General features: G+C 73.4%; 19 protein-coding genes, 5 tRNA genes and 1 pseudogene. 17 read left to right on the top strand and 8 right to left on the bottom strand.

Annotated features, from left to right (window positions below):
* Positions 1-160: 160 nt before the first annotated feature.
* From IF20_RS28275 to IF20_RS28265, 3 genes are all read left to right on the top strand, one after another.
* Positions 161-1,309, top strand: a complete 1,149-nt coding sequence (locus IF20_RS28275; RefSeq protein ID WP_052868182.1) for a glycerophosphodiester phosphodiesterase — start codon at positions 161-163, stop codon at positions 1,307-1,309.
* A 140-nt stretch (positions 1,310-1,449) separates the two neighbouring features.
* Positions 1,450-1,977: a sigma-70 family RNA polymerase sigma factor gene (locus IF20_RS28270; protein WP_052868181.1), complete on the top strand. Its 528-nt coding sequence runs from the start codon at positions 1,450-1,452 to the stop codon at positions 1,975-1,977.
* Positions 1,978-2,099: 122 nt separating this feature from the next.
* The gene (locus IF20_RS28265) at positions 2,100-2,603 is read left to right on the top strand and encodes a GNAT family N-acetyltransferase (RefSeq protein ID WP_052868180.1); all 504 of its coding nucleotides are present in this window, start codon (positions 2,100-2,102) and stop codon (positions 2,601-2,603) included.
* 75 nt (positions 2,604-2,678) lie between these two features.
* Here the strand turns inward: IF20_RS28265 and IF20_RS28260 are convergent, their stop codons facing one another.
* Together IF20_RS28260 and IF20_RS28255 are read right to left on the bottom strand one after the other, a co-directional pair.
* Positions 2,679-3,122 (bottom strand): hypothetical protein, encoded by a 444-nt coding sequence (locus tag IF20_RS28260; protein WP_052868179.1) that lies wholly within the window; start codon positions 3,120-3,122, stop codon positions 2,679-2,681.
* Positions 3,115-3,483, bottom strand: a complete 369-nt coding sequence (locus tag IF20_RS28255; RefSeq protein ID WP_052868178.1) for a hypothetical protein — start codon at positions 3,481-3,483, stop codon at positions 3,115-3,117. The genes IF20_RS28260 and IF20_RS28255 overlap by 8 nt, the downstream gene beginning before the upstream one ends.
* Positions 3,484-3,633: 150 nt before the next feature.
* Here IF20_RS28255 and IF20_RS28250 point away from each other — a divergent pair.
* The 9 genes and pseudogenes from IF20_RS28250 (at position 3,634) to IF20_RS28210 (ending at position 17,069) form a co-directional block, all read left to right on the top strand.
* Positions 3,634-4,307, top strand: a pseudogene (locus IF20_RS28250) (HAD-IA family hydrolase).
* 424 nt (positions 4,308-4,731) lie between these two features.
* On the top strand, positions 4,732-5,787 hold the full coding sequence (locus IF20_RS28245) for a methionine ABC transporter ATP-binding protein (RefSeq protein ID WP_052868177.1): 1,056 nt from the start codon (positions 4,732-4,734) through the stop codon (positions 5,785-5,787).
* Positions 5,784-6,566: a methionine ABC transporter permease gene (locus IF20_RS28240; RefSeq protein ID WP_052868176.1), complete on the top strand. Its 783-nt coding sequence runs from the start codon at positions 5,784-5,786 to the stop codon at positions 6,564-6,566. Before IF20_RS28245 ends, IF20_RS28240 begins: the two co-directional genes overlap by 4 nt.
* Before the next feature lie 67 nt (positions 6,567-6,633).
* Complete coding sequence (locus IF20_RS28235) at positions 6,634-7,485, top strand: MetQ/NlpA family ABC transporter substrate-binding protein (protein ID WP_052868175.1); 852 nt, start codon at positions 6,634-6,636, stop codon at positions 7,483-7,485.
* A gap of 197 nt (positions 7,486-7,682) precedes the next feature.
* Entirely contained in the window at positions 7,683-8,318 is a 636-nt protein-coding gene (locus IF20_RS28230; protein ID WP_052868238.1) for a GNAT family N-acetyltransferase, read from the top strand.
* Positions 8,319-8,491: 173 nt separating this feature from the next.
* Positions 8,492-9,712: a precorrin-6y C5,15-methyltransferase (decarboxylating) subunit CbiE gene (gene cbiE, locus IF20_RS28225; protein WP_052868174.1), complete on the top strand. Its 1,221-nt coding sequence runs from the start codon at positions 8,492-8,494 to the stop codon at positions 9,710-9,712.
* Positions 9,713-9,951: 239 nt separating this feature from the next.
* Entirely contained in the window at positions 9,952-14,400 is a 4,449-nt protein-coding gene (gene cobT / locus IF20_RS28220; RefSeq protein WP_052868173.1) for a nicotinate-nucleotide--dimethylbenzimidazole phosphoribosyltransferase, read from the top strand.
* A gap of 435 nt (positions 14,401-14,835) precedes the next feature.
* Positions 14,836-16,077 (top strand): uroporphyrinogen-III C-methyltransferase, encoded by a 1,242-nt coding sequence (gene cobA, locus IF20_RS28215; protein ID WP_052868172.1) that lies wholly within the window; start codon positions 14,836-14,838, stop codon positions 16,075-16,077.
* 170 nt (positions 16,078-16,247) lie between these two features.
* On the top strand, positions 16,248-17,069 hold the full coding sequence (locus tag IF20_RS28210; RefSeq protein WP_052868171.1) for a TrmH family RNA methyltransferase: 822 nt from the start codon (positions 16,248-16,250) through the stop codon (positions 17,067-17,069).
* Between the two features lie 263 nt (positions 17,070-17,332).
* On the opposite strand, the gene IF20_RS28205 is transcribed toward IF20_RS28210, so the two are convergent.
* Positions 17,333-19,045 carry a serine/threonine-protein kinase gene (locus tag IF20_RS28205; RefSeq protein WP_234426849.1) on the bottom strand — a complete coding sequence of 571 codons (1,713 nt, stop codon included), beginning with the start codon at positions 19,043-19,045 and terminating at the stop codon, positions 17,333-17,335.
* Between the two features lie 680 nt (positions 19,046-19,725).
* On the opposite strand from IF20_RS28205, the gene IF20_RS28200 reads away from it, so the two are divergent.
* The 3 genes from IF20_RS28200 to IF20_RS28190 all read left to right on the top strand — a co-directional run bounded on the left by IF20_RS28200 (position 19,726) and on the right by IF20_RS28190 (position 21,600).
* Positions 19,726-19,935: a hypothetical protein gene (locus tag IF20_RS28200; protein ID WP_052868170.1), complete on the top strand. Its 210-nt coding sequence runs from the start codon at positions 19,726-19,728 to the stop codon at positions 19,933-19,935.
* A 252-nt stretch (positions 19,936-20,187) separates the two neighbouring features.
* Positions 20,188-21,180, top strand: a complete 993-nt coding sequence (locus IF20_RS28195; RefSeq protein ID WP_052868237.1) for a phosphotransferase family protein — start codon at positions 20,188-20,190, stop codon at positions 21,178-21,180.
* A gap of 135 nt (positions 21,181-21,315) precedes the next feature.
* On the top strand, positions 21,316-21,600 hold the full coding sequence (locus IF20_RS28190; protein WP_110944612.1) for a TFIIB-type zinc ribbon-containing protein: 285 nt from the start codon (positions 21,316-21,318) through the stop codon (positions 21,598-21,600).
* A 103-nt stretch (positions 21,601-21,703) separates the two neighbouring features.
* Here IF20_RS28190 and IF20_RS28185 read toward each other — a convergent pair.
* The 5 genes from IF20_RS28185 to IF20_RS28165 all read right to left on the bottom strand — a co-directional run bounded on the left by IF20_RS28185 (position 21,704) and on the right by IF20_RS28165 (position 22,228).
* Positions 21,704-21,775: transfer RNA gene (locus tag IF20_RS28185), tRNA-Val, on the bottom strand.
* Between the two features lie 45 nt (positions 21,776-21,820).
* A tRNA-Val gene (locus IF20_RS28180) sits at positions 21,821-21,892 on the bottom strand.
* A gap of 81 nt (positions 21,893-21,973) precedes the next feature.
* Positions 21,974-22,045: transfer RNA gene (locus tag IF20_RS28175), tRNA-Val, on the bottom strand.
* Position 22,046: 1 nt separating this feature from the next.
* Positions 22,047-22,120 (bottom strand) — tRNA-Cys (locus tag IF20_RS28170).
* A gap of 35 nt (positions 22,121-22,155) precedes the next feature.
* Positions 22,156-22,228, bottom strand: a tRNA-Gly gene (locus IF20_RS28165).
* A 189-nt stretch (positions 22,229-22,417) separates the two neighbouring features.
* On the opposite strand from IF20_RS28165, the gene IF20_RS28160 reads away from it, so the two are divergent.
* Both IF20_RS28160 and IF20_RS28155 read left to right on the top strand, forming a co-directional pair.
* Positions 22,418-23,473, top strand: coding sequence for a chorismate-binding protein (locus IF20_RS28160; protein ID WP_052868168.1), 1,056 nt, complete (start codon positions 22,418-22,420; stop codon positions 23,471-23,473).
* Positions 23,470-24,294, top strand: coding sequence for an aminotransferase class IV (locus IF20_RS28155; RefSeq protein WP_052868167.1), 825 nt, complete (start codon positions 23,470-23,472; stop codon positions 24,292-24,294). Before IF20_RS28160 ends, IF20_RS28155 begins: the two co-directional genes overlap by 4 nt.
* Positions 24,295-24,321 lie beyond the last annotated feature (27 nt).

Raw genomic sequence — 24,321 nt, 5'->3', positions numbered from 1 at the left:
TGGGACGGATGCGCCTCCGGCCGAGCCCAGGAATCCCATACGTCACTCGCGTTCACCCGCGTGTTCGGACGGATGTCCCCCACCGGAAAGGTGTACGGGCCTAACATCGGCCCCGCACCGGCAGGTGCGGCACATCACAGGAGTTTGAGGAGTCGGGGACATGGACAAGGCGCAGCGACCCGGGCGACGGACCGTACTGAGCGTTGCGGCGCTCGGCGCCGGAGCGGCGGTGCTGGGCGGCGGGGCCGGTACGGCCGTCGCGGCCGGGCGCGGACACGGCAGCCACAGCAACGGCGAACTGCCCTTCCCGCTGGTCGTCGGCCACCGCGGCGCAAGCGGCTACCGCCCCGAGCACACCTTCGGCTCCTACCAGCTCGCGCTGGACATGGGGGCCGACGTCATCGAGCAGGACCTCGTCCCCACCAAGGACGGCCACCTGGTCTGCCGCCACGAGAACGACATCACGGCCACCACCGACGTCGCCGACCACCCGGAGTTCGCCGGCCGCAAGACCACCAAGACGGTGGACGGCGTGAAGCTCACCGGCTGGTTCACCGAGGACTTCACGCTCGCCGAGCTGAAGACGCTGCGCGCCAAGGAGCGCATCCCGCAGACCCGGCAGCACAACACCCTTTACAACGGCCGCTGGGACGTCCCGACCTTCGAAGAAGTGCTGCAGTGGGCCGAGCGCGAGGGCCGCAAGCGCGGCCGCCACATCTGGCTGCACATCGAGACCAAGCACCCCACCTACTTCCGCAAGCTGGGGCTCGGCCTGGAGGAGCGGCTCACCAAGCTGCTGCGCCAGTACGGCCGGCACAAGAAGAACTCCCCGAACTTCCTCCAGTCCTTCGAGCCGTCCAGCATCCAGCGGCTGGACAAGCTCGTCGACTGCCCGAAGGTCGTGCTGCTCGGCACGCTCAAGGACCAGCCGTGGGACTTCAAGGAAGCCGGTGACAAGCGCACCGTCGCCGACCTGGTCAAGCCCGAGGGGCTGCGCTGGATCGCCTCCTTCGCGCAGGGCATCGGCCCGGACCTCACCGTGATCATCCCGCGCACGTCGGACGGCAAGCTCGGCAAGCCGTCCTCGGTGGTCAAGGACGCGCATGACGCGGGCCTGGTCCTGCACCCGTACACGGTCCGCAACGAGAACACCTTCCTGCCGGTCGACCTGCGCAAGGGCAGCGACCCGAACGCGTACGGCGACTCCCTCGCCTACTTCAAGGCGCTCTTCGCCACCGGCATCGACGGGCTCTTCTCCGACAACCCGGACACCGCGCTGCTGGCCGCCGCGGAGTTCCGCAAGAGCTGACCGGCCCGGAGCGCGCGACGGGCGGGCCCGGGGTGGTGTCCCCGGCCCGCGCGTCGCCCGGCCGCACCGTGCACCCACGCGGGGCACGACCGCGTTGACCCGGCGAAACCACGGGCCCGCGCGGCGCTGTCGGCGCAGGTATGACGGACCGCGACCGCGAACTGATCACCGCGCTGCGCCCGCTCCTCACCGCGGAGGCGGCGGCCGAGGCGCCCGCCGCCGGGGCCGACGCCGAGGACATCGAGCAGGACGTGTGGGCGCGCCTGCTCCGGTACACCCGAACGGCCGGTCCGCCGGCCGATCCCGCGCGCTGGCTGCGCCGGGCCGTTCGGGCCGAGGCCCGCGGCGCCCTGCGGCGGTCCCGCCGCGAGATCCCCTACGACCCGACCGGCGCCCAGCCGCGGGTCGACGCCGTCGCCGAACCGCTCGTCCTCGATGCCGAGCGGCGCCGCGCGCTGCTCGCCGTGGCCGGACAACTCCCCGGTCGCTGCCCCGCGTTGCTACGCGCCCTGTTGTCCGGGACGGATCCGACCTACCGTGAGATCTCATCTGAGTTGGGAATGTCACAGGGGAGCATGGGGCCGCTCCGTTCCCGTTGTCTGGGATGTCTGCGCAGAATGCTGACGGCGGAGGTTGGAGTTCCTGAACTCCGGGGAAAGGAGCGATGACCCCGCCATGGCGGCGCCGCGCATCCCGTGGTGCCATCAAGTCAGGGCAGATCCGTCCGGGCGCCGCACCTCACCCTCATGGCGCCCGGGCTCACCGAACCGAAAAGGGGAGGCCAGCACGCATGGGCATGAGCGTGACCATCTCTGCGGCGACCGACGCGGACGCCGAGCAGATCCTCAAGCTGCAGTACCTGTGCTACCAGTCCGAGGCCGCGCTGTACGACGACTACTCGATCGAGCCGCTCACGCAGACGTTCGATGAGTTGCGTGCGGAGATGCGCGACGGCTGCGTGGTGGTCGCCCGCCTCGGCGACGAGGTCGTCGGCTCGGTGCGGGGCGCGGTCGACGCGGACGGCGTGGGCAGCATCGACAAGCTGATCGTGCATCCGCGGATGCAGCGGCACGGGCTCGGCAGCCGCCTGCTGTCCGCCGTCGAGGAGCGGCTGTCCGCCGAGCACGGCGTCACCCGCTTCCGCCTCCTCACCGGCCACCGCAGCGAGGGCAACCTCCGGCTGTACCGCAGCCGCGGTTACGCCCAGGTCGGCACCGAAGAGGTCAGCCGCCGGCTCAGCCTGATCACGCTGGAGAAGGACGCGTCGGCGCAGAAATACGTCGCGAGCGCCTGAGCCTTCCCACAGCAGTGCCGCGGGCCCCGTACGTGCATCCGCACGTACGGGGCCCGCGGCCGTGAGCGGAGGGGGTCAGCCGGCGCGGCGGCCGCGGCGCAGCCAGAGCAGTCCGGTGACCGGCAGGAAGACGGGGATGAAGAGGTAGCCGTAGCCGTAGCCCGACCAGACCGTGGCGTCGGGGAACGCGGACGGCTCCAGCAGCGTCCAGGTGCCGACGCCGAGCACGCCCAGCAGCTCCAGGCAGCAGCAGACCAGCCCCACCCTGCGTGCCGCCTCGCCGCCGCGCACCAGTGAGAAGAGGATGACGGCGTACACCACGGCGGAGACCGCCGACAGGATGTACGACAGCGGCGCCTTGTCGTACTGGGCGATCAACTGGTACGCGGCCCGCGAGGCGGCGCCGACGGTGAAGACGCCGTACAGCCAGACCAGCAGCCGGCCGGGGCCCGAGCCCAGCGAGAGACGGTCGCCCTTGGCGGGCGCGGGCTTCGTGGTGGTCGTCGCGGGCTCAGCCATGGCCGCCTCCCCAGATGTCGTACAGCCGTACCTCCAGCACGGCCAGCACCACGCCGCCGGCCGCCACGGTCACCGAGCCCCAGCGGGTCCGCTCGGACAGCGACAGGAATCCGGCGGCGGGCACGCAGGCCGCGGCGCCGATCAGATAGGCGAGGAAGATCGCCGTACCGTCATCGGGCTTCGCGCCGCCCGCCAGCTGGACAACGGCGACCACCAGCTGCACGAGGGCGAGCAGCGAGACGACGGCCATCCCGATGAAGTGCCAGTCCTTGGTCGGCTCGTCGCGGTACGCGGCGAAGCCGCACCAGGCGGCGAGAACGAGGGCGGTCACACCGACCGTGACCGTCAGCGCGTCGATCACCGGGACCTCCGCACGGCGGCGCGGCAGTGCGCGGCGGGGCTGTGGGGCATGCCCTCGACTTTAATCGGCCCCCGAGGCGAGTCCGCGCGCGGGCCCGGCCTCGCGCCCTGCGCCGCACGCCACCTGCGGTACCGCGTACCCTCGGCGACCATGAAGCTCTCGGTTGACGCCCTCCTGTTCGACAACGACGGCACGCTCGTCTCCTCCATGGACTCGGTGCGGCGCTGCTGGGGCCGGTGGGCCGAGGAGTACGGCGTCACCGAGGCGTTCGCCCGCGTCGAGCTGCACGGCCGGCCCGCCGCCGACATCGTCGCCGACCTGCTGCCCGCGGAGCGCATACCGGAGGCGCTGGCCCGCATCGAGGAGCTGGAGACCGAGGACGCGGACGGCGTGGTGCTGCTGCCCGGTACCCGTGAGCTGCTGGACTCTCCCCCAAGCTCTGAAGGAGCAGGGGGGACCCCCATCCGGCCGACCGCTGGGCCGTGGTCACCTCCGCCACCCGCAAGCTCGCCGAGGCCCGCCTCGCGGCCGTCGGCATCCGCCCCAAGCACCTGATCACCGCGGACGACATCACCCGCGGCAAGCCCGACCCCGAGCCGTTCCTCCTCGCCGCCCGGCACCTGGGCGTCGACCCGGCCCGCTGCGCCGTCTTCGAGGACGCGCCGGCCGGGCTCGCGGCGGGCCGTGCGGCCGGCGCGAAGACCGTGGCGTTGACCACAACGGCCCCGGCCGAGGAACTGGTGGCCGACGTGATCGTCCCCGACCTGTCGGCGGTGTCCGCGCAGGCCACGGCGGACGGAGTGGAGATCACGACAGCGGACTGAGCCGCTGTCCACGGACTGATCAGGCCCGTCCGTAATCCGGACAGGCTTGATCGGTCCGTACGCCTGTCTGGTTTACTGGCCATCATGACCACGACGAGCTGCCGCACCCCTGCGACCGAGGCGCACAAAGCGCCCGGTGCTCGTCGCATGTGTCGAATGTGTGACCGCTGAGGGCCCCCGCCTGAGCCTCGCGCCCCGAAGCGAGACCCGCTGCCATGCGCCGGACGACCCGTACAGACGCGCCCCGTACCTCCCGTACGCCGGGCCTCCGTACGCAAGCCCCCCGGCCGCCCCGCGTCACCGGACCCCGGACCCGGGCGCCCTGCCGCCCGCGTGCCTCCGCGATCCCCATGCCGCACCCCGCAATGAATGCCCCGTGCCCGGCGGACGAGCCGCCGAGCACTCAACCGTGACGGATATCCCTGTGATCACCACAACAGGCCTCACCAAGGTCTACCGATCGGGTGACCGCGAGGTCACCGCGCTGGACGGCGTCGACCTGCACGTCCGCGAGGGCGAGGTGTACGGCGTCATCGGCCAGAGCGGCGCCGGCAAGTCGACGCTCATCCGCTGCGTGAACCTCCTGGAGCGCCCCACCTCCGGCACGGTCACCGTGGCCGGCCAGGACCTCACCGCGCTCGCCGGCAGCGGCCAGCGGGCGAACCCCGCGCTCCGGGCCGCGCGCAGCCACATCGGCATGGTCTTCCAGCACTTCAACCTGCTGTCCTCGCGCACCGTCCAGGACAACATCGAGTTCCCGCTGGAGATCCTGAAGGTCTCCCGCCGCGAGCGCCGCCGCAAGGCGCTGGAGCTGCTGGACCTGGTCGGCCTCGCCGACAAGGCCAAGGCGTACCCCGCCCAGCTCTCCGGCGGCCAGAAGCAGCGCGTCGGCATCGCCCGCGCCCTCGCCGGCGACCCGAAGGTGCTGCTCTCCGACGAGGCCACCAGCGCCCTGGACCCGGAGACCACCCGCTCCATCCTCCAGCTGCTGCGCGACCTCAACCGGCAGCTGGGCCTGACCGTCCTCCTCATCACGCACGAGATGGACGTCGTGAAGTCCATCTGCGACTCCGCTGCCCTCATGAAGGGCGGCCGCGTCGTCGAGCAGGGCACCGTCTCCGAGCTGCTGGCCACCCCCGGCTCCGAGCTCGCCACCGAACTGTTCCCGGTCACCGGCGACGCCTCGGCCGACGACCGCACCGTCGTGGACGTCACCTTCCACGGCGAGGCGGCCACCGAGCCGGTCATCTCCACCCTCTCGCGGACCTACAACGTCGACGTGTCGATCCTCGGCGCCGCCATGGACACCGTGGCCGGCAAGCAGATCGGCCGGATGCGCATCGAGCTGCCCGGCCGCTTCGAGGACAACGTCGTACCGATCGGCTTCCTGCGCGAGCAGGGCCTGCAGGTGGACGTCGTGGAGCGGGGCACGCCGAACGCGGCGTCCGCGGCCGTGCTGACCAAGGAGGTCGCGAAGTGAGCTGGAACGCGATGCGGGACGTGCTGTCCATCGCGACCCTGGACACCCTGTTCATGGTCTGGTGGTCCACGGTGTGGGCCGTCATCGGCGGCCTGCCGATCGGCATCCTGCTGGTCCTCACCGGTCCGGGCAGGCAGCTGCAGAACTCCCCGGTGAACAAGGTGCTCGGCGCGATCGTCAACATCGGCCGCTCGATCCCCTTCCTGATCCTGATCATCGCGCTGATCCCCTTCACGCGGTACCTGATCGGCACGGCCAGCGGTCCCAGCGCCGCCGTCGTCCCGCTGGCGATCGGCGCGATCCCCTTCTTCGCCCGCCTGGTCGAGACGGCCGTCCGCGAGGTGGACGGCGGTCTGGTGGAGGCCGCCCAGTCGATGGGCGGCGGCACCTGGACGATCATCTTCAAGGTGCTGCTGCCGCAGGCGCTGCCCTCGTTGATCGCCGGCCTCGTCAACACGATCGTCACGCTCATCAGCTACTCCGCGATGGCCGGCGCGGTCGGCGCCGGCGGCCTGGGCAGCGTCGCGATCACCTACGGCCAGCAGCGCAACGACATGCGTTTCGTGGGCGTGACCGTGGTACTGATCGTCATCATCGTGACCGTCATCCAGCTGATCGGTGACCTGGTGGTCCGCCGGCTGAGCGCCCGCGGCTCCCGCGCCTCGGCCCCCGTACGCCTCCTGAAGTCGCCGAAGTCCCGCACCGCGGCACCGGACCCCGAGCCCGAGGCCCGCGCCGACACGGCCAAGGTCCGCGAGACCGCGGACGAGGCCGCCTGAGCCACCGACCCCCTGGAGCCCGGACCCTTTGCCGGGCGGAACACCACCTGTAAGGAAGGCACTCTTCGTGCGCAACACCGTCAAGCTCACCGGCGCCGTCGCGGCCGCCGCCGCGCTCACCCTCGCCCTCGGCGCCTGCAGCGCGCCCTCCGACCCGGACGTCGACCGCTCCGACAGCGCGAGCAGCCCGCTCGTCGTCGGCGCGACCTCCGTCCCGCACGCCGAGATCCTGGAGTACGTCAAGAAGGACCTGGCGCCCAAGGAGAAGCTGAAGCTGGACGTCAAGATCTACGACGACTACCAGCTCATCAACCCGGCCACCAAGGACAACACCCTCGACGCGAACTACTTCCAGACGAAGGAGTTCCTCGACGACTGGAACAAGAAGAACGACGGCGACATCGTGCCCGTCGCCAACGTCCACGTCGAGCCGATGGGCCTGTACTCCAAGAAGCACAAGAGCCTCTCCGACCTGGGTTCCGGCGACACCATCGGCGTGCCCTCGGACGCGCCCAACCAGGCTCGCGCCCTGAAGCTGCTCGACAAGGAGGGCGTCATCGAGCTGAAGGCCGGCGCCCCCGCGGTGCCCGGCCTGAACGACATCGGTGACAAGAAGGGCCTGAAGATCACCGAGGCCAAGGCCGAGACGCTGGCGCCGACGCTGCCCGACTACGACGCCGCAGTGATCAACGGCAACTACGCCATCGCCGGCAAGCTGAGCCCGAAGAAAGACTCCCTTGCGCTGGAGTCGGCCAAGAACAGCCCCTACGCCAACTTCCTCGCCGTCGACAAGAGCAAGAAGAACGACGAGCGCGTGCAGAAGCTCGCGAAGCTGCTCAACTCCGACCAGGTCAAGAAGTTCATCGAGACGCACTACAAGGACGGCTCCGTGCTGCCCTCCTTCGGCAGGACGAGCTGACCCCGCCACGGCTCACGACGGCCCGTACCTGCCTTATCAGCGCAGATACGGGCCGTCATACTTGGCACATTCGCAGGCAGATGCTGCATGCTTGTGCACTCAAAGACGGGCAGGACAGCCCGAACGTATTCACGGAGCTGCACGAAGCCGTACGGCGCTTCGCGGAGCTCTACGTCCACGGCGTGGGAGCAGGCTGCATGACATCCACCTTTCCGGACATCTCCATCAGCACGGAGCGTCTGGTGCTGCGGCCCTTCGAGGACACGGACGTCCCCGCCCTCGGCGACATGATGAACGACGAAGCCGTCGTCGCCTGGACCGCGCAGCCCTTCCCGTACACCACGGCACACGCCGAGGAGTGGGTGACCGAAGGCGCCCCCGCCGTCCGCACCTCCGGCCGCGGCCTCGTCCTCGCCGTCACCGAATTCCTCACCCAGCGCCTGGTCGGCACCGTCCGGATCGACCGCCCCGACTGGCGGATACGCGGCGCCGAACTCTCCTACATCACCGCGCCCTGGGCCCGCGGCGAGGGTTACGCCTGCGAATCCGCGCTGGCCGTCGCCCAGTGGCTCTTCCGCGACCAGAAGTTCGAGCGGCTGGAGCTCCGCACCGCCGCCGGCAACACCGCGGCCCAACAGGTCGCCCAGAAGCTCGGCTGCATCAGCGAAGGCGTCCTCCGCAACGCCTGGATAGCCCGCTCCCGCACCGAGGACGGCGGCTGGACCGACATCCGCACCGACCTCATCGTCTGGAGCCTGCTGCCCGAGGACTTCGACGGTCTCCCCGAGCAGACCGCCGACGCCGGCGGCTTCGCCTACCCGGAGTGGAACTGAGGAACCGGCCACCGAGCCGGGCCCGCGCCCCCGGCGCCCACGCCCGGCGGCACCGCCCGACGCTCGGGGTACGCTCACCTGATCCACCCCCGCACCGCCGGGCCGACCGCACGGACGGCTGCACGATCAGCCGTACGGACAACCGCACGACGAGACCAGGGAGACAGCTGCAGATGGCCGACCGCGTCACCGTGATCGGGTGGGACGGCTCGCCTCTGACCGCCGCCGCACGCTCCGCACTGAGCGCGGCGACCCTGGTGGCCGGCGCCGCCCACCACCTGGCGCTCAAAGAAGTGCCGCCCGCCGCCGAACGCATCAGACTCGGCAGTGTCGAACTGGCGGCCCGCCGGATCGCCCAGCACCGCGGCACCGCCGTCGTCCTCGCCGACGGCGACCCCGGCTTCTTCGGCGTCGTCCGCACCCTGCGCGCCCCCGAACACGGCCTCGAAGTCGAGGTCGTCCCGGCCGTCTCCTCCGTCGCCGCCGCCTTCGCCCGCGCCGGCATGCCCTGGGACGACGCCCAGATCGTCGTCGCCCACAGCCGCGACCTGCGGCGCGCCGTCAACGTCTGCCGCGCCCACACCAAGGTCGCCGTCCTCACCTCGCCCGGCGCGGGCCCCGCCGAACTGGCCCTCCTGCTGCGCGACGTGCACCGCACCTTCGTCATCTGCGAGGCACTGGGCACCACCCAGGAGCAGGTGACCGTCCTCACGTCCGACAAGGCCGCCGACCACGTATGGCGCGACCCCAACGTCGTCATCGTGGTGGGCGGGCCGGCCGGCAGCGCCGCCACCCAGGGCACGGGCTGGCTCGCCGGCCACGAGGTCGGCTACCCCACCGGCCCCCGCGGCTGGGGCCTCTCCGACAGCGCGTACGGTGGCGGCCTCTCCGAAGGCGAGTCCGGCCAGCTACGCACCGCCCAGCTCGCCCGCCTCGGACCCGCCGTCGGCGACCTGGTCTGGGACATCGGCTCCGGTTCCGGCGCCGCCGCCGTGGAGGCCGCCCGCTTCGGCGCGGCCGTCATCGCCGTCGACGCCGACGAGGACGCCTGCGCCCGTACGACGGCCGTGGCCCGCAGGTACGGCGTACAGCTCCAGGTCGTGCACGGCCGGGCGCCCCAGGTGCTCGAAGACCTGCCCGAGCCGGACGTCGTCCGCATCGGAGGCGGCGGCACGGCCGTCGTCACCGCCTGCGCGGCGCGCCGCCCCGAACGCATCGTCACCCACGCCGCCACCCGCGACGAGGCCGAGGCGCTCGGCCGCGCACTGGCCGACGGGGGCTACGAAGTGGAGTGCGCGCTGCTGCAGTCCGTCGAGCTGGACACCTCCGTATGGGTGGAGCGGGAGCGGGCCGTCGTCTTCCTCGTGTGCGGTTACCGCGTGCATCACCCCTGACCCGAACGGTCACCCGTGGGAGGTAGGCTGGCGGATCGTTGCGCCGCCGTTCCGCGATCGGAGCCCTAGGTCAAAAACCGGAAAAATCCGAGGTTTTGGCCGCACAAGATGCTCTTGAGGGCGGACGTGCCGCGAGGCGCGCTCGCTCGTTCTAGCTATGGGGGCGGTCGGCGCGTGCCGCGGTCGAGCGCGTCGGACGAGCGGTTGGAAGGAGCACTACCGATGGGCGAGGGGTACGCATGACCGACACCGGCCAGGTCCCGGGCGAGGGACTGCCGGAGAACGCAGGCGGACATCCCGGAGGGCCGTTGCCTGCGGCCGCTCCCGCCCCTGCCGACGCCGGCCAGCAGCCGCACGACGCGTACGCCTACCTCGACACCGCCGAGCAGGCCGAGGACGACGACCTGCTGATGCCGGGCGCCCAGGGCGCCTGGGGCAGCGAGCAGCAGGCGCACGCCGAGCAGCAGACCCCGTACGTCGACTACACCCCCGGGCGCGGCGCGGTGTACGACCCGGTGGCGGCGTACGACCCGACCCCGTACGAGCCGATGGCGTACGCCGAGGAACAGCCGGCGGCCCGGCCCTCGGCTCCTGACCCCGGCGCCGATGTGCCATCGGCCGAGGTCCACCCGCCCGCCGGTGCGCACGAGCACGGCGGCCGGGACACCGGCTCCGTCGACGTCAGCGGCGTACGGGAGCCCGAGGCCGCGCAGCCGCAGCCGGACGCGCCCCACGCGGGCGCCCCGCAGCCGGGCGCCATGCCGGGCCAGGCCGCGCTGCCGAAGCAGAGCACGCCGGCCCGCCGGCCGCTGCACATGGGCCCGCCCGTCCCCGAGGCGCACACCGGCGGCGTGGTGCGTTCGCTCGCCGACCGCGGCCCCGCCGGCACCCCGCAGCCGCCTCAGCGGCACGCGGGCCCGCCGACCGTCGGCCCCGAGTACCTCGACATCCCGCGCGACGAGCCGGGCCCGCTGCCGGCGGCGACCCCCGGGCCGCTGCCGGAGCCGACCCCGGGCGCGCTGCCGGCGGAGGACGCCCAGCAGGGCACCGACCAGCAGGCGGCGGGCTCGCAGGCGGCTCCGGCCGCTCCGCAGCCGATGCCGGAGGCCGAGTCGGTCACGCCGGCCGAACAGGGCGAGCAGACCGTCCAGCCGGCGGCGGCCGAGCAGCCCGCGCCGATCGAGCAGCCGGCGCCGGTCGAGCAGCCCGGACAGGCTGCCGCACCCGGTGGCGTGACCATTCCGGCGCAGCTGCCGGCGTGGGGCGCGGAGCCGGTCGGGGCGGAGCCGGCGGGCGCGGGAAGCGACCCGGCGGCGGGCACCGTCGCGGAGACGGCTGCCGAGACTGCTGAGGTGGCTGCCGAGGCGGCCGAGACTGCTGAGGCGACTGAGGTGGCTGCCGAGGTGGCTGAGGTCGCCGACGAGCAGTCGCAGCAGGCCGCGGTCGCCGCGGCGGCCGCGGTGGACGCTCCGGACGCGGGCCAGGAGGGCCCGGGGGAGACCCAGGACATTTCGGGGGCGCCCCAGGGCGTTTCGGAGACACGCCAGGACGCCGCAGTCGGTCCTGTCGCGGCCGGGGCGCCCGCGGAGACCCAGGCCCAGGACCAGGCTCAGACCCCGGTCGAGCAGCCCCAGGCGGACGTGCAGCACGCGGTCGCGGCGCCGCTCCCCGAGGCCGAGGCGGCCGAGCACGCCGCCTCCGACCGGCCCGAGGCCGAGACGGCCGCGCCGCAGAACGACACCGAGGGCGAGCAGGGCCCCGCGGACGGTACGGCCGAAGCCGCACCGGCAGCCGCGGAGCAGCCCGACGCCGAGCCCGCAGCAGAGGAACACGTGCACGACGAAGAACAGGCCGTGGCCGAGCCGGCCCCGGTCACCGCGCCCGCCGAGGCGCAGCCCGCAGCGGACGCCCAGGCCGCCGAGCCCGCCCCGCAGGACGCCGCCGAGCTGGTCCAGCTCGGCGAGGACGGCGCGGAGGACACGGCCGGCGCGAAGGTGCCCCGGGCCCGTTCGGCACGCTCGGCCAAGGCGAAGGCCACCCAGGCAGCGATCGACGCCGCCTTCGCGGCGGATCCGGTGGAGCCGGTGGTACCGGTCGACGCCGCTGCCCCGGCTGAGCCCGCCGCGCCTGCTGAGCCCGCCGCGCCGGTCGAGGCCGCCGCACCGACCGAGACCGTTGCTGAGGAGGGCGTGGCCGAGGCGGCTCCGGTCGCCGAGCCTGAGGCCGAGGCCGGGCCCGAGGTCGCCCCGGTCGCCGAGTCCGATGCCGTTCCGGAGGTCGCTCCTGAGGCGGACCCGGCGGCAGCGGTGGAGACGCCTGCGGTGGCTGAGGCTCCCGAGGTCACCGAGACTGCTGATTCTCCTGAGACCGCCGAGACTCCTGAGGCTGCTGAGTCTTCTGAGGCGGCGCAGGCCGAGACAGTTGCGCAGCCCGAGGCGCCGGCCTCGCCGGATGCGGCAGCAGCCGCGAACGAGGCCGTCGAGGAGCCGGCAGCCGGGGAGCAGGCAGCCGAGGAGACGCCCGCTGCGGACACGACGACTGCGGATGCGGAGCCTGCGGACACGACCTCTGTGGACGCCGAGCCTGCGCAGGCCGAGGCCGCCGAGGCCACCGAACCCGCCGGGCCTGTCGAGACCGCCGCGGCCACGGATGCGGCCGACGGCACCGCCGAGGCGGAGCCGTCCACGGCACCGGGACCGGCACCTGAGACTGGTTCCGACGACGCTCCCGAGGCCGAGGCCGAGGCCGAAGCCGCACCGGCGGCCGACGCGGAGGCTCCGGAAGGCGAGCCCGAGCTCGCCCCGGCTGCGGCGCCCGACGCGGAAACCGCCACCGAGGCCGGTGTCGAGGAGCCCACGGCCGAGGCCGAAGCACCCGACGCAGTCGCAGCCGCAGCCGCAGCCGCAGCCGCAGCCGCAGCCGCAGCCGAAGGCGCGGAGGCGCCCCGGCCCGTCGACCCCGCCGCCGGTTACGGCGACGAGGAGCGTGCGGCCGTACACCGCGTCATGCGGGAGCGCCGGGACATCCGCAACGGCTTCCGCAGCGACCCGATCCCCAACGACGTACTGCTGCGCGTCCTGGAGGCGGCGCACACCGCACCCAGCGTCGGCCACTCCCAGCCCTGGGACTTCGTCGTCATCCGGTCCGCCGAGACGCGCGAGCGGATGCACGAGCTGGCGATGCAGCAGCGCGAGGCGTACGCCAAGTCGCTGCCCAAGGCGCGCGCGAAGCAGTTCCGCGAGCTGAAGATCGAGGCGATCCTCGACACCCCGATCAACATCGTCGTCACCGCCGACCCCACCCGCGGCGGCCGCCACACGCTCGGCCGGTACACCCAGCCGCAGATGGCCCCGTACAGCTCCGCGCTCGCCGTGGAGAACCTCTGGCTCGCGGCGCGCGCCGAGGGCCTCGGCGTCGGCTGGGTCAGCTTCTTCGACGAGCGCGAGATGGTCCGCGAGCTGGGCCTGCCCGACCACCTGGAGATCGTCGCGTACCTGTGCGTCGGGTACGTCGACGAGTTCCCGGAGGAGCCCGAGCTGATGCAGGCCGGGTGGTCCAAGCGCCGCCCGCTGTCCTGGGTCGTGCACGAGGAGACGTACGGGCGCCGTGCGCTGCCCGGGGCCGAGCCGCACGACCTGCTCCAGGAGACCCTGCAGGGCATCCGCCCGCTGGACGCCAAGGCGCTCGGCGAGGCCTGGGAGCGGCAGAAGCGGATGACCAAGCCGGCCGGCGCGCTCGGCATGCTGGAGATCATCTCGGCGCAGCTGTGCGGCCTGTCGCGAAAGTGCCCGCCGCCCATCCCGGAGCCCGCCGCCGTGGCGATCTTCGCGGGTGACCACGGCGTGCACGCCCAGGGCGTCACCCCGTGGCCCCAGGAGGTCACCGGCCAGATGGTCGCCAACTTCCTCGGCGGCGGCGCGGTCTGCAACGCCTTCGCCAACCAGGTCGGCGCCGAGGTCTGCGTCGTGGACGTCGGCGTGAAGTCGGAGCTGCCGGCCACCCCCGGCCTGCTGCCCCGCAACGTACGCCCCGGTACGGACGACATGACCGCCGGGCCGGCCATGTCCCGCGAGGACGTGCTCAAGGCCATCGAGGTGGGCATCGAGACCGCCCGCGACCTGGTCTCGGCCGGGAACAAGGCGCTGCTCACGGGCGAGATGGGGATCGCGAACACCACCGCGTCCGCGGCGCTGATCTCCGTCTACACCGGCACCGACCCCGCCGAGGTCACCGGGCGTGGCACGGGCATCAACGACGAGACGCACGCCCGCAAGGTCGACGTCGTCCGCCGCGCGCTCGAACTGCATCAGCCGGACCCGGGCGACCCGATCGGCGTCCTCGCGGCCATCGGCGGCCTGGAGCACGCCGCGCTGGTCGGCCTGATCCTCGGCGGCGCGTCGCTGCGTACGCCGGTGATCCTGGACGGCGTGAGCGCCGGCGCGGCTGCGCTGGTGGCGCGGGCCGTGGCCCCCGAGGCGCTGGCCGCCTGCATCGCGGGCCACCGCAGCGCCGAGCCCGGCCATGTCGCGGCCCTGACCAAGCTGGGCCTGCGCCCGCTGGTCGACCTCGACCTGCGCCTCGGCGAGGGCACCGGCGCGCTGCTCGCCCTGCCGATCGTGCAGAGCGCGGCGCGTGCGATGCACGAGGTCGCCACGTTCGACTCCGCCGGAGTCACCGAAAAGGGCTGAGCGGGGCTGAGCCGGTGGGGGAGCGGCCGCCCGGAGGTGGCCGCTCCCCCACGCACGCGGACCGCATCGCTCCGGCGTACGTGAGCCCGCCCTGCGTACGCGGGTACGTGAGCCCGCCCTGCGTACGCGGGTACGCGGGTCCGTCCTGCGTACGCGGGCCGTGCCCCCACGCACATGGGCCGGGTCTCGCGCACGCGGGCCGTCCCGACGCACGCGGATCGCGTGGAGCGGGAGGCGCCGCGTCGGCCGTTGCGGCCGTGCCCTGGTCCGGCCGGCCCGAACCCCGTCGTCCCATGCCCGCGCATGACCACCGGCCCGCGGCCAAATAGGCTGTGGGCCGGAACGCGTGGCCGCCCGTACCGGCCGCACCACCACCCTCACGCCGCTCCAGCGCCGAAGCGGCCCCGCATCACCCGCACAAGGAGCCGTACCGCCATGGCCGTTCCCTCCGAGCACGCCGCCTATCCCGTCGGCCTGCGCCTGACCGGCCGCCGGGTCGTGGTGCTGGGCGGCGGGCAGGTCGCCCAGCGCCGGCTGCCCGCGCTGATCGCCGCCGGCGCCGACATCCTGCTGATCTCGCCGTCCGCCACGCCCTCCGTCGAGGCCATGGCCGACGCCGGCGAGCTGGCCTGGGAGCGGCGTACGTACCAGCCGGGCGACCTCGCGGACGCCTGGTACGCGCTGATCTCCACCGACGACGACGCGGCCAACGCCGCCGCCTCCCAGGAGGCCGAGGAGCACCGCGTCTGGGCCGTACGCTCCGACGATGCCGAGGCGGCCACCGCCTGGACGCCGGCCACCGGCCGCAGCGAAGGCGTCACCGTCGCCGTCCTCAACACCGCCTCCGCCGGTCGCGACCCGCGCCGCGCCGCCGCCGTGCGGGACGCCATCGTCGAGGGCCTGCGGGACGGCACGATCGCCGCGCCGCACCACCGGCGGCGTACCGCGGGCGTCGCCCTGGTCGGCGGCGGCCCCGGCGACCCCGACCTGATCACCGTGCGCGGCCGCCGGCTGCTCGCCGAGGCGGACGTGGTGATCGCCGACCGGCTCGGCCCCCGCGACCTGCTGGACGAGCTGCCGCCGCACGTCGAGGTGATCGACGCGGCGAAGATCCCGTACGGCCGGTTCATGGCGCAGGAGGCCATCAACAACGCGCTCATCGAGCACGCCAAGGCCGGCAAGGCCGTGGTGCGCCTCAAGGGCGGCGACCCGTTCGTCTTCGGACGGGGGATGGAGGAGGCCGAGGCGCTGGCCGCCGAGGGCATCACCTGCACGGTCGTGCCGGGCATCTCCAGCTCCATCAGCGTGCCGGGCGCGGTCGGCGTGCCCGTCACGCACCGCGGCGTGGCCCACGAGTTCACGGTCGTGTCCGGCCATGTCGCGCCCGACGACCCGCGCTCGCTGGTCGACTGGTCGTCGCTGGCCAAGCTGCGCGGCACGCTCGTGATCCTCATGGGCGTGGACAAGATCGGCGCCATCGCCGCGGCGCTGGTGCGGCACGGGCGGGGCGCCGACACTCCGGTCGCCGTGGTCCAGGAGGGCACGATGGCGACCCAGCGCCGCGTCGACGCCACGCTGGAGACGGTCGGGGCGCGGGTCAAGGAAGAGGACGTCCGCCCGCCCGCCGTCATCGTCATCGGCGACGTGGTGAACGCGGCGCAGACCTTCAGGCCGTGAGCGTCGCGGCGTGAAGTGACGCTTCGCCACCTGGTCCCCCTTTGCTGGGGTTATACAGGGGGTACGCGCGCGAGCCGCAGTTGTCCACAGGGCGCAGCCGGCCGTAACCGTAGGTAACAAATCCGGCTCCCGGCATGGGAACCACAACGACGACAAGGCACCATCGACCCGTGGCAGACATCATCACCGTCGACGACCCCGACGACCCCCGGCTGCGCGACTACATCGGCCTCACCGACGTGGAGCTGCGCCGCAGGCGCGAACCGGCCGAGGGGCTGTTCATCGCCGAGGGCGAGAAGGTGATCCGGCGCGCCAAGCAGGCCGGATACGAGATGCGGTCCATGCTGCTCTCCGCCAAATGGGTCGATGTCATGCGCGACGTCATCGACGAGGTGCCGGCCCCGGTGTACGCCGTCGATCCCGAGCTCGCCGAGCAGGTGACGGGCTACCACGTGCACCGTGGCGCGCTCGCCTCCATGCAGCGCAAGCCGCTCCCGGAGGCGAGCGAGCTGCTCGCCTCCGCGCGCCGTGTCGTCGTCATGGAAGCGGTCAACGACCACACCAACATCGGCGCGATCTTCCGCAGCGCCGCGGCGCTCGGCATGGACGCCGTACTGCTCTCGCCGGACTGCGCCGATCCGCTCTACCGGCGGTCGGTGAAGGTGTCGATGGGCGCGGTGTTCTCCGTGCCGTACGCGCGGCTGGAGCAGTGGCCGCGGAGCCTGGAGACCGTACGGGAAGCGGGCTTCAAGCTACTCGCGCTCACGCCCGACGAGAAGGCCACCGCCATCGACGAGGCGGCCCCGCACCGTCTGGAGCGGGCCGCGCTCATGCTCGGGGCCGAGGGCGACGGGCTGTCCCGCCAGGCCCTGGTCGCGGCCGACGAATGGGTCCGCATCCCGATGGCCCACGGTGTCGACTCGCTGAACGTCGGCGCGGCCGCGGCGGTCGCCTTCTACGCGGTGGCCACGGGACGCCCGGACACGGCCTGAAAGCACGGCGTGGGCCCGACCCACGGGAGCGTGCGGTTCACGGGAGCGTGCGTTCCACGGGCCCGCCGCCCGCCGCACGAGGAGGGCTGAGGGTGCCCGCACCATGAGCGCTTAGGGTGCCCGCACGTGGAGCGTTGAGGGGCCCATACGAGGAGCGCTGAGGGTGTGCCCGTACGAGGAGCGTTGAGCGGCGTCGTACGAGGAGCGTTTCAGCGTGTTTCAGCGTTCCGAAGCGTTCCTCCACGGACGGCCCCCTCAGCCCCTCAGCCCCCGCTGACGCCCGATGTTCCCGGCGTCCCCGCCGCGTCGTCCGCGCCCGTTCCCCGCGCCTGAGGCGCATGCGTCGCCGGGGTATCCGCCACCCGCGCACCCACCGAGTGCGTCCCGTGCGTCCCCCGGTCGTGGGCCGAGCCGAGTACGCCCAGGCCGCGGGTGGGGCCCTGGCAGCCTTGGGCAGCTGCGATGCCGAGGGCCACGAGCAGGGTCACCGTCACGAACACGATGAGCCGCTGGCGGAGCAGCCGGCGGTCCGGGCCCGCCGGACGGCGGCCGCCCGACGTGGAGCGCGCGGCCGGGCGTGAACCGTTTCGCCCCGTCGAACGCGCGCCCGGCACCCGTCCCGCAGCGCGGCCGCCCGAGCGCCCTTCGGAGTGCGGCGCCGCGGACCTGCCGTTGGAGCCGGGGCCGGAGCGGCCGGGGGCGTTGGAGGCCGACCGGCCGTTCGAGTTCGCCGCTGCGGAGCGGCCGTTCGAGCCGGTGGCCGAGCGGCCGTTGCTGCTCGCAGGCGCCGACCTGCCGTTCGACCCGGCGGGCGCCGAACCGGAGGAACGCCCGTTGGAGGAGGGGGCGGGAGACGGGGAAGCGGGACGCGCACCGCTGCTCCCCGTCGCGGGCCGGCCGCCGCTCTGGCCCGGGGCCGGCGGCCAGCTGCCGTTCGTGCCTGCCGAGCGGGAACCGGACGGGCGGGACACGGAAGGCCGCGAGGAGGACTGCGGACGCGGCGTACTGGGCCCCTGCCCCGGCACACCCCGCTCGTCCCCGCGCTGGCGTACGAACTCCTCCGCCCGGCGCCCCGAGGCACGGTCCGGCGCGGCCCGGTCCGTCCGTACCAGCGCCTCGCCGGGCAGCCCGTCCACCGGCCCGTCGGACAGCCCGTGCGCCTCGCGCGCGGCGATCTCCTTCAGCCGCAGCGACAGCGACAGGGTGCTGGGGCGCTCGGCGGGGTCCTTGGCCAGACAGGACTCGATCAGCGGCACCAGCGCGTCGGGCACCCCGGCCAGCTGCGCCTCCTCGTGCACCACCCGGTAGAGCATGACCTCGGAACTGCCATGGCCGAAAGGAGAGTCCGCGGTACAGGCGTACGCCAGCGTCGCCCCGAGCGCGAAGATGTCCGTGGCGGGCGTGACGGCCGCGCCGCGCACCTGCTCGGGCGCCAGGAAGCCGGGCGAACCGACGGCCGTGCCGACGTGCGTCAGCGTGCTCGCGCCGGTCGCCCAGGCGATGCCGAAGTCGATGATCCGCGGGCCCTTCGGGGACAGCAGGATGTTCGACGGCTTCAGGTCACGGTGGACCACGCCCGCGTCGTGGACGGCGAGCAGCCCCTCGGAGAGCGCCGCACCGATCGTCGCGACCTGCGTCGGCGGCAGCGGACCCTCGTCGTTGACCTTGTCGTGGAGGGAGGGCCCGGGAACGTACTGCGTGGCGAACCACGGCCGGTCCGCGTCCAGGTCGGCCGCCACCAGCCGCGCCGTGCAGCCGCCCCGGATCCGCCGCGCGGCCTGCACCTCGCGCGCGAAGCGGGAGCGGAATTCGTGGTCCTCGGCCAGGTCGGGGCGGATCACCTTCAGGGCCACCCGCTGGCCGCGCTTGTCGGACCCGAGGTAGACCACGCCCATGCCGCCGGCGCCCAGCCGCCGGTGCAGCCGGAACGAGCCGACGACCCGCGGATCCTCGCGCCGGAGCCGCATCATCGCCATGTCCGTCCCCTACCTGCGGTGGGGAGGCCCCACTCCGCTGCATCCGTCTGACGTGCCACAGCTTACGGATTGACGGCGCGCTGCGCTGTCAGGCCGCGCATGCGTCGGCCATGGATTGTCGGCGGCGCGCGTACGGTGAGCGCCGCGCAGCCGGAATGTGCCTGTGTGCGTGCGGAGTTCCGCGGCACGGGCCCAAGGGTCGGCCCCGGCACGGGGATTGGCGGCCCGGCGGGGGCGGCGCCCGAACGGTGGACGTCGCAGCGGAACCGGGACGGGGCGCGACGGGGTCCCGGGGCGGCCCACCGGCCGGCCCCGGGAGGCGGCGGGCGGGGGAGTGGCGGAAGTGACCGAAGTCACGCGAAGCGGCGGACCTGGGACACACCCGGGCATCGGGGCGGGCATCCGGGCATCTCGGCGGCCGGGCATCGGACGGGCCTACCGGCACCCGACGGGGACCCGGCCGACCGCCCCGTCCGGGATCTCCCTGAATGCCGAGGCCGGGTCTCCACCCAGGGGAGTAGATGCCGGCGGCTGCCGTCATCCTCCTGGAGGCCTGTGGATCGGTACGTCGGACTGACGCGGCACAGCCGCGCGCTGCCTAGTGTGGAGGTCAAGCGGTGGGCGCGGTACTCGTCCCCCGAGGTCGGACGCCCGCCGCTGTGAACGAGGGGAGCGGGGCGATGGCGGACACGGCGGGACGGACGGACCTCCGTGAGCAGGGGCGCAGGGTGGCCGCCGTGCTCGGCGTGCACGAGCCCTCGGGCACCCGCCACCCGCTGGTGGCGGTGGCCATGGCGCTCCCCCTGGCGGTGCTGCTGGCCGTCGTTTTCGGCGGCTGGGACGCCGTCATGACACAGGCGTCGTCCGTGGCCGGAATGCTGGGGCGCTGAGGGCTCCGGTCCCGGAAGAGCGGTCCGGGAGCGGAGCGCGTACAGCGCCCCGGGGACAAGCCTCCGGCCGATTGACCCCGTGGGGACGGGGGTGCGGCGGACGGCACGAACGGCCGGGCATCTGGGGAGATGCCCGGCCTTCGCGCGTCCGGGGCGGCTCGGGCCGCCCCACCGGCGGTGCGTACGATCCGAGCGGCGGAGCCGGCCGGTGCGCTCTGCGCGAGCCGGGTCCGTACGAACCGAGGGGGAATGATGTCCCGCGCCCTGATACGCCGCCTGACGGCACTCTCCGAGGCCCACGAGGCAGCCGCGCCGCCGGGCGTCCCCGGCCCGCGCGAGCCCTCGTCCCTCGTGGTCGAGGGCTCGCTCCCCGCCCCCGTGGTCCTCGCCGACCGTCCCGACGGGACCGTGGTCCGCGCCGGGCGTACCGTCGCCAAGGCGCACGCGCCCGATTGCGACGCCGCCGCGCTCGCCGTCCGGCTGCGCATCGCCGCCCACCCGCGGCTGCACGGGACGCTGCTGCCCCCGCTGCCGGTCACGGGGCCGGACGGCCATCTCGCCCGGTACGACGACGGCCGCCCGCTCACCCGCTGGCCGTACGGCCTCCCGGTCGCGCCGGACGATCCGGACGGCGCGCCCTGGGAGGACGCGGCCCGGCTCCTCGCACGGCTGCACGCCGTGGACCCGGAGACGCTGCCGGGCCCGGTGCCGCCGATGCGCGGCCCGGCCAAGGCCGCCCGCGCGCTGGCCCGGATGCGGGCCGCGTCCATCGAGGCCGTGCCGTCGCTCGCCGCCGCGGCCCGCACGGTGGCGGCCGGCTGGGCCGCGCTGCCGGCCTGGGCGCGCGACGAGGCGCCCGCGCCGGGGCCCGGCCTGCTCTGCCACGGCGATCTGCACCTGGGCCAGCTCGTGCGGTACCCCGTGCCCGACGGGCGCTGGCTGCTCATCGACGTGGACGATCTCGGGGTGGGGGAGCCGGGCTGGGACCTCGCGCGACCGGCCGCCTGGTTCGCGAGCGGGCTGCTCGCCCCGGAGGTCTGGGCGCGCTTCCTCGGCGCGTACCGGGCGGCCGGCGGCCGTGCCGTACGGGCCGAGGGCGATCCGTGGCCGGAACTGGACGTGCCGGCGCGTGCCCTGACGATTCAGACCGCCGCCCTCGCCGTCGCCAAGGCCGCTCCCGAAGGCCGCCCGCTGGACGAGGTGGAGAGCGCGCTCGTCGACTCCTGTGCCCGGATGGTCCGCTGACGGACCGGCTGCTCTGGTGACAAGCTGTTACGTACCGGGGCAGTTGAGGTGCGGTTTTGCGTCGTAGGGTGAACACACCAACGGTGGACGGAGGTTCGTTGCCGCCGCCGTGCGATCACAGGAGTTGAAACCGACATGCAGTGTCCCAAGTGCCATGCGCCGATGCATACGTACAACCGGAACGGGGTCCAGATCGAGCAGTGCTCCGGCTGCCGCGGGATCTTCCTGGACTACGGCGAGCTGGAGTCGCTGACCCGGCTGGAGTCCCAGTGGTCGCAGCAGGCCCCGCCGCCCCCGCCGGCGCCCGCGCCGCAGGCCTACCCGGCGGCCCCGGCCTGGGGAGCCCCGCACCACGGGCACCACGGCCACCATGGACACCACGGCCACCGCAGCTTCGGCCGGATGCTCTTCTCCTCCTGATCGCCGGTGCCCGCCCGGCCCCCGGCGGGCCGGGCGCCCGGCGAGGCTGCCCACGGCAACGACGAAGGGCCGGAGCTTCCGCTCCGGCCCTTCGCCTGTCGTGTGGACGATACTGGGATTGAACCAGTGACCTCTTCCGTGTCAGGGAAGCGCTCTCCCGCTGAGCTAATCGTCCTCGGGACCATGGTCACTCCGCGAAGTGAGTCATGGGGGTACTGCGTGCGCGATACTGGGATTGAACCAGTGACCTCTTCCGTGTCAGGGAAGCGCTCTCCCGCTGAGCTAATCGCGCGGGGGTCCGAATCGATCCGATCCTAGCAGATCAAGATCATTTTCGTACCGGGTCGTTCAGGCGCTGAGCCTTGCGGACCAGTGGACGATACTGGGATTGAACCAGTGACCTCTTCCGTGTCAGGGAAGCGCTCTCCCGCTGAGCTAATCGTCCTTGGAGGTGGAGACGGGATTTGAACCCGTGTAGACGGCTTTGCAGGCCGTTGCCTCGCCTCTCGGCCACTCCACCTGGAGCGCAGGGGTTCGGGAAGATCCCCCACTCAGAGCGGACAACGAGGCTCGAACTCGCGACCTCAACCTTGGCAAGGTTGCGCTCTACCAACTGAGCTATGTCCGCAGGTGCCTCCCCCAGACTAACGTCTGAGAGCTGCTGTCTTCGATCGGCTTCCGCTTTTCGCTTCCGCGTCCCGGCGACGTGTTGAACTCTAGCGGATTCCTGGGCCAGTACAAAAACGCGTTTGTGCAGCGTGCTGCGGTGGTCGCTCGACCGGCCCGGCGCCGGGGCCGCCGTCCTAGACTCGACGGCGTGCACGACCTGCCTCCATTGGCCCGCTTCGGCGGCCGCATCGCCTCTGACCTGCGCGACGTCACGAGTGACCCCGCGGCCCTGGACTCCGCGGGCTGGTGGGCCGTCGTCGCCGACTTCGAGGGCCGCCTCGTGTGCGCGCGCTTCGGCGACGTACGGGAGGACCCCGGCCACCGCCCCCGCGGCGCCTGGCGCGGACCCGCGCGCGAGGCCTGGACCTCCTCCCTGGACCGCGCCGCCTACACCGCGGGCGTCCGCCGCATACGCGAGCACATCGCGGCGGGCGAGGTCTACCAGGCGAACCTCTGCCGCATCCTCTCCGCGCCGCTGCCCGATCCCGGCCGCGCCGACGTCGACGCGCTGACCGCGCTGCTGGCCCGGGGCAACCCGGCGCCGTACGCCGGCACGGTCCGCCTGCCCGCGCACGGGGTGGAGGTGGCCACCGCCTCGCCCGAGCTGTACCTGCGCCGGACCGGCCGTACGGTCGAGTCCGGCCCGATCAAGGGCACCGGGCGCACGGCGGCGGATCTGCTGGAGAAGGACCACGCCGAGAACGTGATGATCGTGGACCTGGTCCGCAACGACATGGGGCGGGTGTGCGCCACCGGCTCCGTGACCGTCCCCGCGCTGTGCGCGATCGAGGCCCACCCGGGGCTGGTGCACCTCGTGTCCACCGTGCGCGGCGAGCTGGCCGAAGGGGCGGGCTGGCCCGAGCTGCTCATCGGCACCTTCCCGCCCGGCTCCGTCACCGGCGCGCCCAAGCGCAGCGCCCTGGACATCATCGAAGCCCTGGAGACCGCGCCCCGCGGCCCGTACTGCGGCGGCGTCGGCTGGGTGGACGCCGACCGGGGCACCGGCGAGCTGGCGGTGGGCATCCGCACCTTCTGGGTGGACCGGCAGGCCGCCGCGGGCCCCGTCCTGCGCTTCGGCACCGGCGCCGGCATCACCTGGGGCTCCGACCCCGACCGCGAGTGGGACGAGACCGAGCTCAAAGCGGCCCGGCTGCTGGCGGTAGCGTCGGATACGTACGAAACGACTGGAGGAACGACGCGATGAAGATCTGGCTCGACGGGGAACTGCGGGACGCGGACAGTGCCCGGGTCTCCGTCTTCGACCACGGACTGACGGTCGGGGACGGCGTCTTCGAGACCCTCAAGGCCGAGGACGGCCGCGCCTTCGCGCTCACCCGACACCTCCACCGACTGACCGCCTCGGCCCGCGGTCTCGGGCTGCCCGACCCGGACGAGGACGAGGTACGCCGCGCCTGCGACGCCGTCCTGGCCGCCAACCCCGTGCCGCTCGGCCGGCTGCGCATCACCTACACCGGTGGCCACTCCCCGCTCGGCTCCGACCGCGGCGAGGCCGGCCCCACCCTCGTCGTCGCGCTGGGCGAGACCACCCGCCGGCCCGACACCACGGCGACGATCACCGTCCCCTGGACCCGCAACGAGCGTGGCGCGCTCACCGGCCTGAAGACCACCTCGTACGCCGAGAACGTCGTCGCGCTGGCCCGCGCCCGCCAGCAGGGCGCCAGCGAGGCGCTGTTCGCCAACACGGTGGGGCAGCTGTGCGAGGGCACCGGCTCCAACGTCTTCGTCGTCCTCGACGGCGAACTGCACACCCCGCCCGTGGAGTCCGGCTGCCTGGCCGGCATCACCCGCGCGCTGACCGTCGAATGGACCGGCGCCAAGGAGACCGACCTGCCGCTGGACGTCCTGGAGCGGGCCGAGGAGATCTTCCTGACCTCCACCCTGCGCGACGTCCAGGCCGTCACCCGCAACGACGGCCGGCAGCTCGGGGACGGCCCGGGGCCGGTGACCGCCAAGGCCATGCGGATCTTCGCCGAGCGCGCCGCGGCCGACTTCGACCCCCGCTGAGGCCCGCCTGACCAGGCGGATGTCTGA

This window comes from Streptomyces niger (assembly GCF_000718305.1).
In the GTDB taxonomy this organism is placed as follows: Bacteria; Actinomycetota; Actinomycetes; order Streptomycetales; family Streptomycetaceae; genus Streptomyces; species Streptomyces niger.
This window is presented reverse-complemented; position numbering and strand designations above follow the sequence as displayed.

Coding starts and splice junctions, on each gene's coding strand:
- IF20_RS28275 (WP_052868182.1), top strand. CDS start 161: ATGGACAAGGCGCAGCGACCCGGGCGACGGACCGTACTGAGCGTTGCG.
- IF20_RS28270 (WP_052868181.1), top strand. CDS start 1,450: ATGACGGACCGCGACCGCGAACTGATCACCGCGCTGCGCCCGCTCCTC.
- IF20_RS28265 (WP_052868180.1), top strand. CDS start 2,100: ATGGGCATGAGCGTGACCATCTCTGCGGCGACCGACGCGGACGCCGAG.
- IF20_RS28260 (WP_052868179.1), bottom strand. CDS start 3,122: ATGGCTGAGCCCGCGACGACCACCACGAAGCCCGCGCCCGCCAAGGGC.
- IF20_RS28230 (WP_052868238.1), top strand. CDS start 7,683: ATGACATCCACCTTTCCGGACATCTCCATCAGCACGGAGCGTCTGGTG.
- cbiE (WP_052868174.1), top strand. CDS start 8,492: ATGGCCGACCGCGTCACCGTGATCGGGTGGGACGGCTCGCCTCTGACC.
- cobT (WP_052868173.1), top strand. CDS start 9,952: ATGACCGACACCGGCCAGGTCCCGGGCGAGGGACTGCCGGAGAACGCA.
- cobA (WP_052868172.1), top strand. CDS start 14,836: ATGGCCGTTCCCTCCGAGCACGCCGCCTATCCCGTCGGCCTGCGCCTG.
- IF20_RS28205 (WP_234426849.1), bottom strand. CDS start 19,045: ATGGCGATGATGCGGCTCCGGCGCGAGGATCCGCGGGTCGTCGGCTCG.
- IF20_RS28200 (WP_052868170.1), top strand. CDS start 19,726: ATGGCGGACACGGCGGGACGGACGGACCTCCGTGAGCAGGGGCGCAGG.
- IF20_RS28195 (WP_052868237.1), top strand. CDS start 20,188: ATGTCCCGCGCCCTGATACGCCGCCTGACGGCACTCTCCGAGGCCCAC.
- IF20_RS28190 (WP_110944612.1), top strand. CDS start 21,316: ATGCAGTGTCCCAAGTGCCATGCGCCGATGCATACGTACAACCGGAAC.
- IF20_RS28155 (WP_052868167.1), top strand. CDS start 23,470: ATGAAGATCTGGCTCGACGGGGAACTGCGGGACGCGGACAGTGCCCGG.